Origin of the sequence: Veillonella parvula, assembly GCF_032575955.1 — a bacterium.
GTDB lineage: Bacteria > Bacillota > Negativicutes > Veillonellales > Veillonellaceae > Veillonella > Veillonella parvula_J.
In genome coordinates this window covers 15,312-31,772 of the sequence record NZ_JAWFXN010000009.1, presented here as the reverse complement: position 1 = coordinate 31,772, position 16,461 = coordinate 15,312, and the positions used below count along the sequence as shown (strand labels likewise).

Annotated in this window: 15 protein-coding genes; 6 read left to right on the top strand and 9 right to left on the bottom strand. The window is 40.5% G+C overall.

Annotated features, from left to right (window positions below; all coding sequences use genetic code 11):
• Positions 1-69 precede the first annotated feature (69 nt).
• A complete protein-coding gene (locus E7L28_RS07875; RefSeq protein ID WP_316711576.1) occupies positions 70-1,377 on the top strand; it encodes a hypothetical protein in 1,308 nt (435 codons plus the stop codon).
• 237 nt (positions 1,378-1,614) lie between these two features.
• On the opposite strand, the gene E7L28_RS07870 is transcribed toward E7L28_RS07875, so the two are convergent.
• Positions 1,615-2,982, bottom strand: coding sequence for an NCS2 family permease (locus E7L28_RS07870; protein ID WP_004694940.1), 1,368 nt, complete (start codon positions 2,980-2,982; stop codon positions 1,615-1,617).
• A gap of 146 nt (positions 2,983-3,128) precedes the next feature.
• On the opposite strand from E7L28_RS07870, the gene E7L28_RS07865 reads away from it, so the two are divergent.
• From E7L28_RS07865 to aroD, 3 genes are all read left to right on the top strand, one after another.
• A complete protein-coding gene (locus E7L28_RS07865; protein WP_004694942.1) occupies positions 3,129-3,548 on the top strand; it encodes an RrF2 family transcriptional regulator in 420 nt (139 codons plus the stop codon).
• Between the two features lie 246 nt (positions 3,549-3,794).
• Positions 3,795-5,039: an MFS transporter gene (locus E7L28_RS07860; protein WP_038125678.1), complete on the top strand. Its 1,245-nt coding sequence runs from the start codon at positions 3,795-3,797 to the stop codon at positions 5,037-5,039.
• Between the two features lie 311 nt (positions 5,040-5,350).
• On the top strand, positions 5,351-6,145 hold the full coding sequence (gene aroD / locus E7L28_RS07855; protein ID WP_008714845.1) for a type I 3-dehydroquinate dehydratase: 795 nt from the start codon (positions 5,351-5,353) through the stop codon (positions 6,143-6,145).
• A gap of 24 nt (positions 6,146-6,169) precedes the next feature.
• On the opposite strand, the gene E7L28_RS07850 is transcribed toward aroD, so the two are convergent.
• From E7L28_RS07850 to aroF, 8 genes are all read right to left on the bottom strand, one after another.
• Positions 6,170-6,472, bottom strand: a complete 303-nt coding sequence (locus tag E7L28_RS07850) for a type II toxin-antitoxin system RelE/ParE family toxin (protein WP_008714847.1) — start codon at positions 6,470-6,472, stop codon at positions 6,170-6,172.
• Positions 6,473-6,487: 15 nt separating this feature from the next.
• Entirely contained in the window at positions 6,488-7,093 is a 606-nt protein-coding gene (locus tag E7L28_RS07845) for a type II toxin-antitoxin system RelB/DinJ family antitoxin (protein WP_004694948.1), read from the bottom strand.
• Between the two features lie 340 nt (positions 7,094-7,433).
• The gene (locus E7L28_RS07840) at positions 7,434-8,669 is read right to left on the bottom strand and encodes a shikimate kinase (RefSeq protein WP_316692189.1); all 1,236 of its coding nucleotides are present in this window, start codon (positions 8,667-8,669) and stop codon (positions 7,434-7,436) included.
• 124 nt (positions 8,670-8,793) lie between these two features.
• Positions 8,794-9,933 (bottom strand): bifunctional chorismate mutase/prephenate dehydratase, encoded by a 1,140-nt coding sequence (locus E7L28_RS07835; protein WP_008602300.1) that lies wholly within the window; start codon positions 9,931-9,933, stop codon positions 8,794-8,796.
• Complete coding sequence (gene aroC / locus E7L28_RS07830) at positions 9,920-11,014, bottom strand: chorismate synthase (RefSeq protein WP_316055478.1); 1,095 nt, start codon at positions 11,012-11,014, stop codon at positions 9,920-9,922. The genes E7L28_RS07835 and aroC overlap by 14 nt, the downstream gene beginning before the upstream one ends.
• 74 nt (positions 11,015-11,088) lie before the next feature.
• Positions 11,089-12,357, bottom strand: coding sequence for a 3-phosphoshikimate 1-carboxyvinyltransferase (gene aroA / locus E7L28_RS07825; protein WP_316055477.1), 1,269 nt, complete (start codon positions 12,355-12,357; stop codon positions 11,089-11,091).
• 10 nt (positions 12,358-12,367) lie between these two features.
• Positions 12,368-13,420 carry a 3-dehydroquinate synthase gene (gene aroB / locus E7L28_RS07820; RefSeq protein ID WP_316055476.1) on the bottom strand — a complete coding sequence of 351 codons (1,053 nt, stop codon included), beginning with the start codon at positions 13,418-13,420 and terminating at the stop codon, positions 12,368-12,370.
• 74 nt (positions 13,421-13,494) lie between these two features.
• On the bottom strand, positions 13,495-14,508 hold the full coding sequence (aroF, locus tag E7L28_RS07815) for a 3-deoxy-7-phosphoheptulonate synthase (RefSeq protein ID WP_008602305.1): 1,014 nt from the start codon (positions 14,506-14,508) through the stop codon (positions 13,495-13,497).
• A 621-nt stretch (positions 14,509-15,129) separates the two neighbouring features.
• Here aroF and E7L28_RS07810 point away from each other — a divergent pair.
• Positions 15,130-15,546 (top strand): GNAT family N-acetyltransferase, encoded by a 417-nt coding sequence (locus tag E7L28_RS07810; RefSeq protein WP_316604083.1) that lies wholly within the window; start codon positions 15,130-15,132, stop codon positions 15,544-15,546.
• Positions 15,547-15,631: 85 nt separating this feature from the next.
• On the top strand, positions 15,632-16,090 hold the full coding sequence (locus E7L28_RS07805) for a DIP1984 family protein (RefSeq protein WP_316604084.1): 459 nt from the start codon (positions 15,632-15,634) through the stop codon (positions 16,088-16,090).
• Positions 16,091-16,461 lie beyond the last annotated feature (371 nt).

Here is a 16,461-nt window from a genome sequence, read left to right as displayed (position 1 = left end):
ATGTAATAGATAAGTGATTACCTCGGTAATATATACTTATGAAATATCTAAATTTAGAGAGAAGAAATTATGAGATTGAAAATAACAAAATCATTATTAGCCATGGGAATACTAGCTACCGTGGTAAGCAGCTTTGGAGTACAATCAGTTAGTGCATTATCTCCTTTAGTGGATGAAAATGGACATACAGTTACCACTGATACAGTGGAAAAGAATAAAGAACTAATGAATCGCTATCGGTGGTATGATCAACTTGATAATGGTGATATCCTAGAGCGTAATATTGAGGCAACTACTAATTATTTTGGATATAATTTACAAATTCCGTCTTATATGCCTGAAGATTATGCAGTACGCGATGTAAAGTCAAGAGATCATGACGTATTAGAAATCGTGTATACGGAAACGGGACATAATGGAGAATATGGTCAGAAATTAACCTTCTCTAATACAGATATTGTGTATCGCATGGGGTGGGCTATCGATACCGTGGTAAAGCCTATATTGGAAAAGACAAAATATGATGCTGATGATGCCGTTAGCTTTACTACTCCTAATGGAGTCCCTGTACATACTTTAGGCTCTAGCAACGACTCTGTTCAAATTGCTTATTGGGAAAAAGATAATAAAGTATATATGCTCTACTTTGCCTCTACAAGAAACCAAAACTTTGTAAGCAAAATTGTAGACTCTGTAGGTCCTCTTACTAACGTAGCCGCTGATAATACTCGATTACGTGGTGAACGCAATGATAAGCAACATGTTGGAGAAAACGATGCGCAAAGTGTTAAACAAAATGGTGAACAAGATAGACCTCATTTTGAAACTATTGGTTTGCCACTGCGTACACATACGAATTCTGAATGGCCTATGCTTACGAGTAAATCCATCGGCTTACCTAGCGGTGTAATTGATGCATCTCGTAAGCTGTCCTATGACGTATCTGTACCAAGTTACTTGCCTCTTGGCTATACATACTATGCTACACATTTTTATGATAATGATGTATTAGAAACTGTATATTGGAAGGAAGGTCAAGAATATCAAGAACGCAGTGGACGTTGGGTAAATCATACGATGGTCTTTCGCATGAGCTACTCTATGGATACGGTATGGCCTAAAGAATATGTTCCAACGGAATACCATGACGTACAGTGGATTGACTCTACGCCAACCGGTGATGTACAGTATACAGGTAATGTAGATAAGGGCTTAGTACGCAGTGTTGCGTGGAGCAAAGATAACATGGCATATTTCTTGTTCTTCCAAGTGCCTGTGAAAGCATCTGAAGCAGAGTTTTATAAAGATCATGTAGTACCATTAAAAAATATTGATTCAAGTCGTACAGACTTAATCGGTGTAAAAACGATTCGTTAATACTAAACCCTAATAAGACTCTATAGCACGATTCGGTGATGCCATACGACGTTAGCGTTTAGTAAAAGAGTACATAATAAAAAGAACCTATTTCCTAGATATTAGAGTAATATCTTTGGAGATAGGTTCTTTTAGTGTATGTAATTTACATATATTTTGCTTTTAGGTATTAGTGATTTTATAGTTATCGAATATAAAGTAGCTTTCACTAATAGCATCATTATGGGTATACGTTAATTAGAAGAATACGTAGCGGATAATAACGAGAACCGCCAATACGTACATAATCCAGTTAACTTCTTTTGCACGGCCTGCAATGATTTTGAGTAGAGGGTATGCAATAAGACCTGCAGAGATACCGTTAGCGATGCTGTATGTGAACGGCATTAATACGATAACGAGGAATGCAGGGAAGCCTTCAGTCCAATCATCGAAGTCGATGTTGCGAATGGCACCTAACATGAGGGCACCTACGATGATAAGAACAGGAGATGTGGCTGCATTTGGAACCAAGGATACCAATGGAGCCAAGAATAAGCAAATTAGGAAAAGTACGCCTGTTGTGACAGCTGTTAAACCTGTACGGCCGCCAGCCCCTACACCTGCTGCACTTTCAACGAAAGCCGTAATTGTAGAAGTACCGAGTAATGCACCGGCACTAACACCGATAGCATCTACGGTCATGGCTTTACCAAGACCGGGGAATTTACCAGATTTAGGATCTGCGATTTTCGCCTCTGTAGCGGTACCAATCAAAGTGCCCATAGAGTCGAATAATTCTACAAATGTGAAGGAGAAGATAATCGTAATTAAGCCCATGTGAAGAGCACCAGGAATATCTAATTGCAAGAATGCTGCTTTGGAGAAATCAGGAACGGCTAATACGGTGAAGTTCTCAGGCATTGTGGAAAGGCCTGTCGCATAGGAGATGATTGTTGTTACTAAAACGCCGATCAAGAGCGAACCTTGAATTTTGCGAGCCATCAATAAAGCTGTAAAGATGAGGCTAAATAGTGCCAACAATGTTTCACCACTGTGCAAATTACCGAGCGTTAAAAGTGCCTCAGATGCTGGAGGAACTAGATTACCATGTGTCTGTACGACTTGACCCAAGGAGTTTGGAGACAAACTTATGGAGATAGCCATCAAGCCGGATAACTTTAAACCGATGATAGAAATGAAAAGACCAATACCAACGGTAATGGCAATTTTCATGGAGGCTGGGATACCTTCAACGATCATTTGTCGTATTGATGTCAATGTTAATACGAGGAAAACGAGACCAGAAATGAATACCGCACCTAATGCTGTTTGCCAAGATACGCCCATACCGAGAACTACGGTAAAGGAGTAAAATGCCAAGAGGCCAACCCCTGGAGCGAGAGCAATTGGGTAGTTTACGAATAAACCCATAGCAATCGTCACAAGACCTCCACCTAAGGCTGTGGCAATGAGGACCGCATCCTTATCCATGCCTGCAAGACTAAGAATGTTTGGCGCCAAGAAAAGGATGTACGCCATCGTGATAAACGTAGTGATACCTGCTAAAATTTCTGTTTTAACGGTTGTGCCACGCTCACTGAGTTGAAATAATTTATCTAACATTAGATAAAATCCTCCCTATATGAAATTAAAATCATACCTAAATAAAGATATTTCGATATATGTATAGTGTATCATATTTCCCACCATTTTTTGTATGAATTTGTGATATACTATTAATATATTATGAATGATATAGAGGTTAACTTATGAAAATATCTACAAAGGGGCGTTATGCCTTACGGATATTGGCGGATATTGCAGAACACGGGGTAGAAAAAAATGTACCGATTCGTGAGATTGCAGAACGCCAAGGATTTTCCGATAAATATTTAGAGGGGATTGTATCTCGTTTATCCTCTGCGGGCCTTGTTAAAAGTGGACGTGGTAAATATGGAGGATATCGTTTGGTGAAATCTCCGGCTGAATACAATGTATATGAAATTTTATATGCCGCAGAGGACTCCATTGCTCTCGTGTCTTGTTTAGAAGATGATGTAGAACCGTGTCCTATGTTTAATGACTGCTTGACAGCTCCATTGTGGCAGTATTTACAAGATGAGTTCCGACATGTTATGGAACATGTTTCCTTGCAAGATGTAATGGATCACAAATTTCCAACGGAATAATTGATAGCTTTTAAAGTTTTTGTATGAGCAATTTTTGCGAATTACTACATTGTATAGCTATCTTTTAAGTTAGTTTTTATGGAAAGAGTCGCGTTTCGTATGCGGCTCTTCTTTATATATGAAATTAAAATGTAAAAACATTTTATGAATAGTAACATAGATTGAAATCTAAGTAGAACTGTAATTTAAAGTGATTTATGTGTATATTAGTTTATCTAAACGATTTTATGCGGAAGGGAGGGTACCATGAGTACAAGTGTATATGATGCTCGAGGTGGCATGCGCAACGTGTGGATTATCACAACTAGTATGACGGTGCTAGCCATATGTTATACAATGATAATTCCTTTTTTGCCAATATATTTATTGGAACTCGGTGTTCCAAAGGATGATGTGGCACTTTGGTCTGGTCTCGTCTTTGGTATTACATTCCTAATCGCTGGCATTATGGCGCCGATTTGGGGCAAAATTGCAGATAATAAAGGGAAAAAGCGGATGGCTTTGCGCGCTGGTTTTGCCATTGCTGTCAGTTATGTTCTCATCGGCATGGTAACGGATCAGTATCAATTGTTAATGGGGCGTGCTTTAGTTGGGTTCGCTAATGGTTTCTATCCTGCAGCGATGACCATGGTTTCCCTCAGTGTGGATGAGAAACAGGTGGGCCGTGCCCTCGGCATATTCCAAACAGGTCTAATTTTAGGTAATGTCGTCGGTCCATTTTTGGGCGGTGCCGTTGAAAGTGTTGTAGGTATGCGCCCTGTATTTTATATATCTGGTATAGCCGTATTCATTGCTACTTTAGCGGTATTGTTTCTTGTAAAAGAACCAAAACTAGAAGTTGAAAATACAACTTCTAAGGAGCAGTCCAAACAGCCGGTAAAAGCTACATCCTTGCGAGAAGATTTTAAGTCGGTTCAAGAACAACCTGTATTAGTAAGACTTTTATGGATTTACTTCTTTATGCAATGTGTCATCATGATGCTACAGCCTATTTTGGCGCTTTATGTAGGTGATATGCAAGGCACTATGGAAGGGGCAGCCATCATTTCAGGTACAATCCTCAGTATCGGTGGTTTAGCCGGTTCCTTAACGACCAATATATGGGTGCGCCTCGGTGAGCGTCGTGGGTACTTTAGAACCATTTCCTACTGTATGCTTGGTAGTGGTGTTGTTCTCTTACTTCAAAGCTTACCAGTAGGTATTTGGTGGTTTGGTGTACTACAAGTATTAATTGGTTCTTGTATTGTGGGCATCAACCCATCTTTGAGTGCAGCCGTAACTCTTAATACAGAACCAGGCTTTAGAGGTCGCATGTTTGGTATGACGACGACGGCCCAACAATTCGGTTCTATGGTAGGGCCTGTGTTCGCAAGTATTGTATCTACCTACATTGGGATATCCTATGTATTTAGTATTACAGGTTTGTTATTACTCTATATGGGATTCCAATCACGGAAACTATCCGTACAACATGATAAATATAGTGTGTGAATTAGAGTCTAACAAGCTCCTTACTAATATATATTGGTAAGGAGCTTTTACTTTTTTAGGCTATTTTTATAATACGAGGCTTTCAGATACAGACCGTTTATTGGTAAGAGGTCTTAATCTAGGGTATAAGAAAAAGTGATGTTAATCGTTAATCTAAGAATACTGTTTTAGTGCATAATAGTAGGCTTTCATACGTTTTTAGTGAATAGCAATCCAATATGGGCCGATTGATTGCTTTTACAAAAATATTGGTATATAGTTAGTTTAAGGTAAGTCACTAGTCTCACCGTGTGGGACAGAAAGGAGTTATTATGGTCCGTATCGGTCATACTGTACTCGGAGAAAAGGGTACAAAAATATGCGTGCCTATTGTGGGCACAACAATGAAAGAGATTCTGGATGCCACCGCAGTAGCATGTAATACACCGTGTCACATAGTAGAGCTACGCATTGACTATTTCGAGCGGGCCCACTCCATTGATGCTATTATTGAACTATTAATGCTCATCAAGCCACAACTGAAAGGTCGTGGATTGCTCTTTACATGGCGCACAAAAGGTGAAGGTGGGGAAAGAACGATTTCTACACAAGATTACTTTACAATGCTAGAACGTTTGATTCCTACAGGATTGGTGGATGCTATCGATATTGAGCTGTTTTTTGATCAAGATAGAATGCTTAAAACGATAGAGTTTGCTAAGATTCATGGAATCACTATTATCATGAGCAACCATGATTTCCACTGTACACCGAGTCGTGAAGTCATTGTAAATCGACTTATTCAAATGAAAGAGTTCTTGGCCGATGTGCCAAAGATTGCCGTTATGCCTCACACAACTGGTGATGTATTAACGCTACTTGAAGCAACGGCTGAAGTGAAAGCTTTATATCCTTCGGATCCAATTATTACGATGGCAATGGGAGAACTAGGTGCTGTTACACGCACTGCAGGAGCTCTATTTGGAAATGCCATGACCTTTGCCTCTGCTGGTAAAGCATCGGCACCAGGGCAAATCGATGTACATGCTTTAAAACGAATTCTAGATACCATCGATGTAGATGGCGTATTCGATGAACAACAGCATAAACGGGTAAAAGTGCATTAAAAAAGTCGGCGAGAGCCGACTTTTTTATATGTTTTGTATTTCTTGTAGTATATTCATTTTTGAAGGGCGGATATAAAAAATATATATGTTATTATTAATGACTTTATATAGAATAAGATATTTTTTGTATGATAATTTTCTGTAATTGGTATTATTATTTAAAATAGGATAACGTTCAGGAAAGATAGCTAATGAAGAAATTTTTTGATAAATCAACTTTAATTCTTTTCTAATAAAGGAAGAATCTATAATCTGTTGTTCTAGTGAACTTTTGAGATTTACTATATCAGACTTAGCTGTAGGCGTCATAATTACTGTATACTTCATTTCAGCTCTCCATATTTATAAATCTTCAAGGAGTTCATTAAAAATTTTTTCCGCAGGTTCACCAATTTCTTTTTCTGCTTGATTTAGCCCTAATTGTATTCTTGTAGTTAAATCTTCTTCAGTCCAGAAATCATTATTAATAGCATCAATCCATTCTGGACGGAGGATAGTAGGTGGAATATCCTTATTAAATTGTATTTGTTTAGATACAAGTGTAACTGTTTGTGACATGGTTAATCCCATTTCTTTTAGAATAGCTGTTGTTAGTGTCTTAACTTTAGGATTGATACGGATGTTAAGAACTCCTGTCTTATCGATTGTATCGAAGGATATTTCTTGATTTTCTTCTCTTGGTGTACCATATGCACCTATATGATCTGAGGCTTTTAATGTAGTTTGTGGTTGTTCATAGGTGCCGTTGTTGAGTGTGCTTGGTGTAGGTGTTTCATCTATAGGTGCCGTTGGTAATGCAATGGCAAACGGAATGCGACGTTCTTTAATGATTTGACGAAATAGTGCGTCTAACATGGAGGTATAGGATAGACCTTGTGCTTTCAATATACTGGATACTTCTTGTTTTAGATCTTCGTTGATGCGGACTTGTAGGTTTACGGTTTTCATAATGTCTCCTATTTATGGTCGTCACGTTAAGACTATTGCTTATAGAAATTTGTTCATTGTATTTTGATAGTTCCATGGTGAAAGCTATTTTAAATTCTTTGTGTAATTACATTGTAATTGCTAAAGCGATTTTCTACCAATATATATAATACATAGGAGACATAAAAAAAGCAGTAGTTACCCTGAGGATAGCTACTGCTTTTCAGTTTATATCATTGATGTCATGATATGAGTTTTAGTTTTATCTAGAAATACAGATGTAAATGCTCTTACTTTTATAGATGTAGAAGCCCTTACTTATATAGAGGAAACAATCTTATGAATACCGTTATATAAACTCTTACAATAAGCTTGCTTCAAAGTCTTCTAGTATAGCTGCCACTGTTTCCGGTGCATTACGATTATGTTCTACGATGCATTGTGCAAAGCTTTTATACATTGGAGTGCGAGTTTCTTCGAGTTCACGTAAACGTTCTATGCCGCCACTAGAGAGAACACGACCTGACGTAGATAGTTTTTCTACAGGTTGCGTTAATTGGTAAATACGACCATTTTGGCGTAGATGTGCATAGTTTTTAGGTACTGTTACACAGCCGCCACCAGTGGAGATGACAAGGCCAGTTTCTGTGCCTAATTTTGCAATCATTTCTGCTTCTTTTTCACGGAATGCTGCTTCCCCTTGCTCCGTAATATATGTGGATATATCACCGATTTCTTTTGCTAACTCTTGATCGACATCAATACAAGTACGGCCCATCTCTTTGCCGATTGCCTTGCCTACAGTTGTTTTCCCAACACCAGGCATGCCGATGAGGATGATATTTTCCTTTTCACGGCGCATATCTCGCAAAATTTGCTCGATTTCCTTGGTGCCAAAGCTTTCACCTTGGAAATGATTAGCTGCCTCAACGCCTTGTGCCACGAGGAAAGGTAGACCATCACAATGAGGAATATCCATCATTTCTGCTTGTAAAAGCAAAACGGTACGGCGCGGATTGTAGATGAGATCTACAACGCCTTCTAATTTGGAAAATTGCATAATATCTATCAGGCTAGCCGGATTATGCGGATACATCCCGATAGGCGTGCAGTTAATGATAATCTGTGCTGTTTCGTAGTAATTAGGTGCATCGGTATAGAGCGGAGCTGTTTTACGGGATAGATGCGTGATGCTCTTAGCACCTAGATCTTCAAGAGCCACGTGAACGGTAGCAGAAGATGCGCCATCGCCAAGGATGATACATTCCTTACCGGATACATCGATACCAGCGTGTTTTAGGGTGAATACAAATCCATCGTAGTCTGTATTGTAACCATGCCATTTGCCGTCTTTACGGACCATCGTGTTTACACAGCCAATGCGTTCCGCGCGAGGGTCAACTACATCGCAAGCCTCAAGGGCATTCACCTTGTAAGGGAAGGTAATATTAATACCTTGTAATTCTGGATTTGCGAAGAACTCTTGCAGTTGGCTCGGTTCTCGTTCAAATAATTCATAATTAGTATTTCCCAAAGCATTGTGGATGCGTGGGGAAAAGCTATGGCCCAACGTACGGCCAAGTAAACCAAATTTCATAGGACCTCCTAGGTCAATATACACAAAATGGCTAATAGGCTGTCACCTATTAGCCATTGGAGTTTTAAAACTATATCCATTGTACTATATATGCCATTAATAAGCACTACCATAGAGGAAAATATTAATTTTCAGGATAATTACCGAGCAAGCGGAATTTATCTTGCGATGCGTGGAGCTCTGCCAACACGGAGAGTACTTTTGGATCTGCTAAGGATGCTTCCAAATCGAGGTAGAACAAGAATTCAAAGTTATGTCCTACGATAGGGCGGGACTCAAGTTTTGTAAGGTTCACACCGATGTTAGCAAATTTGGTGAGCAATGTACCAAGGCCCCCTGGAGCATGGCTTGCTGTCGTTACTACTGAGATTTTATTAGCTCCTGGGTATACGTGGAAGTCCTTACTAATACAGATAAAGCGCGTATAGTTGTTGTCGCTATTTTGGATGTTTCTTAGCAATGGAGACAAATTATATAGGTCTGCACATTGCGGTGCTGCGATAGCTGCCACCCCTGGGTCATCACTAGCCGCAACGAGCTGTGCAGCTCGAGCCGTGTTATCATAGGAGCGTAATTCTACGCCCTCTAACTTATCTAGGAAGTGACTGCATTGGCCCAACGCTTGAGGGTGGGAAATTATGGTATGAATATCTTCTAGTTTTGTTCCTTTTTTCACGAGCAAGTCGTGAGAAATCCAAAGGCGTGTGCCGCGAACGATATAGCATTTGCGCTCTTCTAAGAGGTCATATACTTCTTTAACAGAACCATTGGAGCTGTTTTCAATAGGCAATACACCGAATTGACATTCCCCTGACTCTACGGCATCGAATACGGCACGGAAACCCGTTACATAATGGATTTGGCTGAGAGGTAATAATTTATCACACGCCATTTGAGCATTGCTGCCGAATACGCCGGCGCAAGCTACACTGCCCCGTTGAGGTGGCAAAGTAGGAGATTGCTCGATGGCTTTTTTCATTTTCAAAGTAAATTCATTGTCTTGGAATAGTTGCTCAGATTGGTATGTACGACTCAAGCTAAATAATGCTTCAAAAAAGCGTCGTGCATATAGATCGAGGTCTGGACCTGCATCTTTTGTTACCTTGTCGAGGATGTCGCGCTCTCGTTTGGCATCGTAAATAGCCTTATTCATTTCTTTTTTTGCAGCCGCTACGTCCTTAGAGAGTTCCATGCGCTCTTTGAAGAGGGCAAGCATTTGGTCGTTTATATCGTTAATCTTAACGCGTACTTCATCTAAGTTCATGGTCAATATCTCCTAAGAAATCAAGAATGACAAGGGCCGTAACGGCTTCGATAACAGGTACAGCACGAAGCGCTACACATGGGTCGTGACGACCTTTAATGGTGAGCAACGTGTCCTCTTTTTTTGAAAGAGACACAGAATGTTGTTCCTTATAAATGGATGGAGTAGGCTTGATGCCCACTTGCATAATGAGGGGCAAGCCGTTGGTGATACCGCCTTGAATGCCACCGCTATTATTGGTAGTTGTTGTGATTGTATCGCCGTCCATGGTAAAAGCATCGTTTACTTCTGATCCAAGGCGAGAACACATGTCGAAGCCACCGCCAAAGGACACGCCTTTGATGGCAGGTACGCCAAAGATAACGCGAGCTAATCGGTTTTCAATGCCATCAAAGTTTGGATTGCCAAGTCCAATTGGTAGACCTGTAGCCACAACTTCAACAATACCACCCGTAGAGTCGCCATCTTTTTTTAGTTTCATGACAAAGTTTTCTACTTCAAAACGCTTGTCTGCATCGAGCATAGCAATTGGTTCTGTAGCAATTTCACGGAGTGCTTTCATATCTGGATGAACCATATCGATAGGAGTATCTTGGATTGTACCAACTTGTTTTAAATGGCCGTGAATTTCGATACCTTTTTCACGCAATAACTGTAGTGCAATGCCACCAGCTACGCAAAGAGGTGCTGTAAGACGTGCCGAGAAGTGGCCGCCACCGCGCATATCTACCTTGTCACCATAGCGCATGCGAGCCGTAAAGTCCGCGTGCGATGGACGAGGTATGTCGCGCAAGTTATTGTAATCGCTAGAGTGCTGAGAGGTGTTGCGAATCATAAATGCCAATGGAGATCCACTGAGCATGCCATCTACCATACCTGCTAAGAATTCAGGTATATCGGCTTCTTTACGTTGTGTTTGTAATTGGTTTTGACCTGGCGCACGGCGCTTTAAGAAGGCTTGTAGCTCGTCGATGTCGATGGTATGTCCACAAGGCAGGCCTTCCACGATACCACCGATGGCGTACCCATGAGACGCGCCAAAGGTAGATACTTGTATGGTTTTACCGAAATTAGATGCCATTATATTAACTCCTACTTATAGTATGTATGACTAGTATTCTTATCTATTGAAACGCATTAGCTGTGACTAGGACGCTATACTTGCTGTGCATTGCCACCTAGCATGTTCCAGTCCTCGAAAAAGTCAGGATAGGATTTTGTAATAGCTTCGCTATCTTGTAAGATGACAGGGGTTTCACTAATGAGAGCCATCAATGTGCCTGCCATAACGAGGCGATGGTCGTTAACACAATCACCTTGTCCTCCTTTTAGTATACCACTACCGATGATATATAGGTCATCACCATCTTCGCGAACCGTGCCTCCTAAATCTCTGACGAGATTAGCAACGGTTTCGAGGCGATCTGATTCTTTTAACCGTAGGCGAGCACCATTAACAAAGGAGCTTTCACCTTGGATAGAGCAAGCGAGGGCTGCCATAACTGGCAACATATCGGGCATTTGCTCGAGGTCGGCATGGATTGGCTTACTAGCGCGACCTGATACAGTGATATTCATGTCGTCCCATGTAATAGTGCACCCTGAGGATTCGATGACCTGCATGATGCGGCGGTCAGCTTGTACAGAATTCTGGTTCATACCCGTAATGGTAATAGGTTGGCCTGTCATAGCGGCAGCAACCATCCAAATCGCTGTATTGGACCAATCGCTTTCGATTTGGTAATTACTTTGACCTTTAAAAGTAGCATTAGCAGTTACCGTAAAGGATTCTTGTACTGTGCCACGTGCGGGTGTATGGTCAACGGTTACGCCGAAGTCTGCCATCGTTGTAGTCGTCAATGTTACATAGTCGCTAGATTGAAGTTGTGTAGTAGATGTAACTGTAGCGCCTCCACATTGTGGGGCTGCTAACAATAATCCAGAGAAAAACTGGCTACTCACATCGCCAACCATGCTAAATTGACCACCTTGGAGAAGACTTGTCATAGTGAATGGTGGTTTATCTTGGGAGAATGTTACGCCGTGAGCTTTCATTTCACCGAGCATGGGTTCTAAAGGGCGATCTGGTAAACGCCCCTTTGCATCCACATCTACCTCATTACAAATGGATGCTGCCACTGGTAATAAGAGGCGCAATGTGGTACCAGATTCATGGGGAACTACATTGCCCTTTGTTGGTGCAGGACCAGGTGTAACAGTGACAACTTTATTTTCATACACAACGTGTGCGCCTAAGCCTCGTAAGGAGTCCATAGTTGCATCGATGTCTTTAGAGGTGCGGCTCAGTAGTATGGTAGATGGTGAGCTGGCGAGAGCGGCACAAATCAATGCACGGTGCGCATGAGCTTTTGCAGGAATGGACGCGATAGTCCCAGTAGGGATGGCGTTCGTTACAGAATGCATATAAATCTCCTTAATCTAAATAGGTAGCAAGTTCCTCGTGCGTTACTACCTTGAGTTCACTGTGACCATAGCTAGTAGGTACTACGATTTTAATGGTTGCTCCTTCGCTTTTTTTGTCGTGCTTAGCGGCAGCTAGAATCTCTTCTTTGCAAATTGTTGTTGTGGTTGGCAAATCGTGTGCTTTGATGAGGGCTTTTAATTTCTCTAAAGCCTCTGCATCTAATTCTCCATGTTTGACAGCACCTTGTGCCATGAGGACCATGCCAATGGCAACGGCATAACCGTGATGCACCTCGAAATGACTCGCTTTTTCGATGCCGTGACCAAAGGTATGACCGAGGTTTAAGAGGGCACGAACGCCAGATTCGCGTTCGTCTTGTTCCACGATATCCGCTTTTGCTTGTACGCAGCGGGCAATAACGCCACTTACACTACCGCGATGTTTAATTAGTGGTCTATTCTCAAGTTGCGTGAGTAAGCCCGGTACGTCTAGAAAGCCATATTTGATAATTTCACCGTATCCATTAATCCATTCCATTTCAGGTAATGTATTGAGTGTAGCTGGATCACAAAGGACTAGAATTGGTTGTTTGAAAGCGCCCCATAGGTTTTTGCCGGCTTCGAGATTGACTGCAGTTTTACCACCTACAGACGAGTCTACTGCGGCTAATAGGGATGTAGGAACCTGAACATAGTCGATACCACGTAAATAGGTCGCTGCCGCAAATCCTGCCATATCGCCTACAACACCGCCGCCAAGGGCGATGAGCAAGTCTTTGCGAGTCAATGATTGGGCCGCCATGTATTCTACTAAATTGATGAGTTGATGAGCATTTTTGGAGCTTTCACCAGCAGGAAAAACATAATCACAAACAGTATAACCCGCATGTTCCATATTAGCTTTCACAGAGTCCAAATAGTGGGGCGCTACATTGCTATCGCTGACGATGATAACACGGCAATTTGGTTTTAATGGTTTAATATAATCGGTGATGCGTTGTAAAGCGCCTTCCTCGATGACAACATCATACGGTGTAGATGCATTAATATGGATGCGAGTCATAACGGTTCCTTTCTTAAAAGAATAAGCTAGTATCTATTATAACGGATACTAGCTTATTTGTGTGATATGTAAGATTATTTAGTGCATTCTACCAATGCTTGGCGTAACGCATTAATTTCTTTCATAAGGCTAGTGAATTGGTCTGGACGCAATGCTTGCGGACCGTCGCACAATGCTTTGGCTGGATCGTTGTGAACTTCGATCATAAGGCCGTCTGCACCGCCGCCTACGGATGCAAGTGAAAGCGGACGAACCATGCGGCTCATACCTGCTGCGTGGCTAGGGTCCATGATAATTGGCAAGTGAGATAATTCATGCATCATAGGAATTGCTGTTACATCTAAGGTATTGCGAGTCTTTGTTTCGAATGTGCGGATACCGCGCTCGCATAATACAATTTGTTCATTGCCTTCGGACATGATGTACTCAGCAGCCATCAACCATTCTTCGTATGTTGCAGATAAACCACGTTTTAAAAGAACTGGTTTATTTAATTTGCCCACTTCTTTTAAAAGCGTGAAGTTTTGCATGTTACGAGCACCGATTTGAAGCATATCTACATTATCAAAGTATTGTAATTGGGAGATATCCATAACCTCAGAAACGATAGGAAGACCTGTTTCTTTTTTAGCAAGCTCTAATAACTCTAAGCCTTCTGGGCCCATACCTTGGAAGGAGTATGGGGATGTACGAGGTTTGAAAGCGCCGCCACGAAGGATGGTAGCACCAGCTTCTTTACATGCTTTAGCAGTGGCTAATACTTGTTCAGGTGTTTCCACAGAGCAAGGACCGGCCATTACTGCGAAGTGACCACCACCGATGAGGACACCACCAACATTGATTACAGAATCATCTGGATGGAATTTGCGGTTTGCTTTTTTGTATGGCTCTTGAATGCGAGTTACTTTATCTACGAAATCTAGAGACTCGATTTGACGGGCATCAAGAGATGCAGTATCACCGATAAGTCCTAGAATATTGTATCGAGTACCTTCTACTGGATGGATAACGAATCCTTGAGCCTCTAATTCACCGCGTAAACGGGATACTTCTTCCGCTGCTGCGTTTTGTTTCAATGTAATAATCATGATAATTCCTCCTTTTAACTACAGTGAATAGTAGGGCTTACCATACGGATAGCAAACAAAAAGGGCTACCCGTAATCTAATACGGGTAGCCCTTTTACTATTCTAAGCAACTAATATTGAATAATCCTTAATTAGCGTACCACAAATAGTTCCTTACCCGTACGTTGGATAAAGAACCAATAAAAGTATTGTTTTGTAGCTGTGCTAATTTGGTTAGTCATCTTTGGTTGCTCCTTTCTAAAAATTATGGATATAGTATAAACCCAAATGATAAAATTATGCAATACCTAAAAAAGAATTTCATGGAAGTTTTAAAAACAATGTGCTTAATAAATTATTTGAAATGCAGATATAATAAGACTTTTTGTATAAAAATGATTTTTGCTATTCATGACTAAATTGTAGTATAATGAGTTTATAAAGAGAGCCAATCAACGTGTCGGTAGCGTTAGGCTCATCTAAAATTTGGGTAAAAATGATGCGCCTAACGTGTTAGAGGTCTAGCCACCTCATTACGTTAGGCGTTTTCATTACCTTACTTAACTAAGGCAATGATAGTAACTATGGATAACAAAAATAATTTTACACAAATAGCGATATATGAGTAGCAGTGGAGGCGATATGGTGATTCAAATCTTAGATCATATAACTGATGAAATAAAACAAATTCGTATCGATGTATTTATGAAGGAACAGGGTTTTGAAGACGAGTTCGATGAAATAGATGAAATAGCAAAATTTGTCCTTTTATATATCGATGGTAAGCCAGCAGGTACATGTCGCTATTTCCCAAGCAACGAAGAAGGGGATGCCCATATTGGCCGTATGGCGGTGCGTAAGTTGTATCGTGGACAACATCTAGGTACTAAGATTATGATGGCCGCAGAAAACGGCATTCGCCGCGATGGATTTAAGACCTGCTCCTTATCAGCGCAAGTACAGGCAAAACCATTCTACGAATCCCTTGGCTATAAGGCAGAAGGGGAAGAATACCTTGATGAAGACTGTCCACATGTGATGATGTGGAAAGTATTATAAGAAACTAGATACTAAATATAATAGTTTGTATTAGTTCAGTCAGTATATTAATATCCATATATTTCAAAATATGAGGTGAGAGTTTATGAAACTAGCAGAAGCATTACAAGAACGTGCTGATTTGAATTATAAAATTAGCGATTTAGAGCTTCGTTTGACTCAAAATAGTTTAGTGCAAGAAGGGGAAACACCGAATGAGAACCCTGAAGAGCTTTTAAAAACATTAGATCAATGTGTAACTAGACTACAAAAGTTAATTGCACATATTAATTTAACAAATTGCAAAACTATTGTAGAAGGTCGTTCTATTACTGAAGTTATTGCGGAAAAAGATAGTGCTGCATTGCGTTTAAGTGCTTATAGGACATTGGCGTCTAGCGCAGGTAGTATCAATTTTCGTGCGAGAGGGTCTGAAATCAAATTAATCCCGACCGTCAATGTCAAAGATATTCAAAAAGAAGCTGATTACATCGCAAAACAAGTTCGTTTATTAGACAATCTATTACAGTCTGCTAACTGGACCACCGAATTGATTGAAAGCTAATATCTATATAGTTGGTAGTTTGATACAGGGTGGACACAAAACTTTTGCTTTTACCAAGCGTTTTATGAATACATTCATGGGGCGAATGCTAATCTACAGTGTAGGCCTATTTGCGCACAAATGTATTGATACAATTTATAATGTATTACCATGTGTCGACTGTAAAAACGAGGGTGGCGTTGGGGACTATTTCTAAATATAAACGATAAAAAGATACCCAATTCAAAGATCTGGATTGGGTATCTTTTTTGTTATATTCTAAGTTATCAAGATCAAATGCCATTGCCTTTGATTATAGGTACATTAGTATAACAATACATTTAATTTATAAATAAGTATATAAATTTTACGATTTACTTAGAGAATTATGC

What these genes read in the sequence shown, in the direction of transcription:
- E7L28_RS07875 (WP_316711576.1), top strand. Translation starts at nt 70, where the DNA reads ATGAGATTGAAAATAACAAAATCATTATTAGCCATGGGAATACTAGCT.
- E7L28_RS07870 (WP_004694940.1), bottom strand. Translation starts at nt 2,982, where the DNA reads ATGTTAGATAAATTATTTCAACTCAGTGAGCGTGGCACAACCGTTAAA.
- E7L28_RS07865 (WP_004694942.1), top strand. Translation starts at nt 3,129, where the DNA reads ATGAAAATATCTACAAAGGGGCGTTATGCCTTACGGATATTGGCGGAT.
- E7L28_RS07860 (WP_038125678.1), top strand. Translation starts at nt 3,795, where the DNA reads ATGAGTACAAGTGTATATGATGCTCGAGGTGGCATGCGCAACGTGTGG.
- aroD (WP_008714845.1), top strand. Translation starts at nt 5,351, where the DNA reads ATGGTCCGTATCGGTCATACTGTACTCGGAGAAAAGGGTACAAAAATA.
- E7L28_RS07850 (WP_008714847.1), bottom strand. Translation starts at nt 6,472, where the DNA reads ATGAAGTATACAGTAATTATGACGCCTACAGCTAAGTCTGATATAGTA.
- E7L28_RS07845 (WP_004694948.1), bottom strand. Translation starts at nt 7,093, where the DNA reads ATGAAAACCGTAAACCTACAAGTCCGCATCAACGAAGATCTAAAACAA.
- E7L28_RS07840 (WP_316692189.1), bottom strand. Translation starts at nt 8,669, where the DNA reads ATGAAATTTGGTTTACTTGGCCGTACGTTGGGCCATAGCTTTTCCCCA.
- E7L28_RS07835 (WP_008602300.1), bottom strand. Translation starts at nt 9,933, where the DNA reads ATGAACTTAGATGAAGTACGCGTTAAGATTAACGATATAAACGACCAA.
- aroC (WP_316055478.1), bottom strand. Translation starts at nt 11,014, where the DNA reads ATGGCATCTAATTTCGGTAAAACCATACAAGTATCTACCTTTGGCGCG.
- aroA (WP_316055477.1), bottom strand. Translation starts at nt 12,357, where the DNA reads ATGCATTCTGTAACGAACGCCATCCCTACTGGGACTATCGCGTCCATT.
- aroB (WP_316055476.1), bottom strand. Translation starts at nt 13,420, where the DNA reads ATGACTCGCATCCATATTAATGCATCTACACCGTATGATGTTGTCATC.
- aroF (WP_008602305.1), bottom strand. Translation starts at nt 14,508, where the DNA reads ATGATTATTACATTGAAACAAAACGCAGCAGCGGAAGAAGTATCCCGT.
- E7L28_RS07810 (WP_316604083.1), top strand. Translation starts at nt 15,130, where the DNA reads ATGGTGATTCAAATCTTAGATCATATAACTGATGAAATAAAACAAATT.
- E7L28_RS07805 (WP_316604084.1), top strand. Translation starts at nt 15,632, where the DNA reads ATGAAACTAGCAGAAGCATTACAAGAACGTGCTGATTTGAATTATAAA.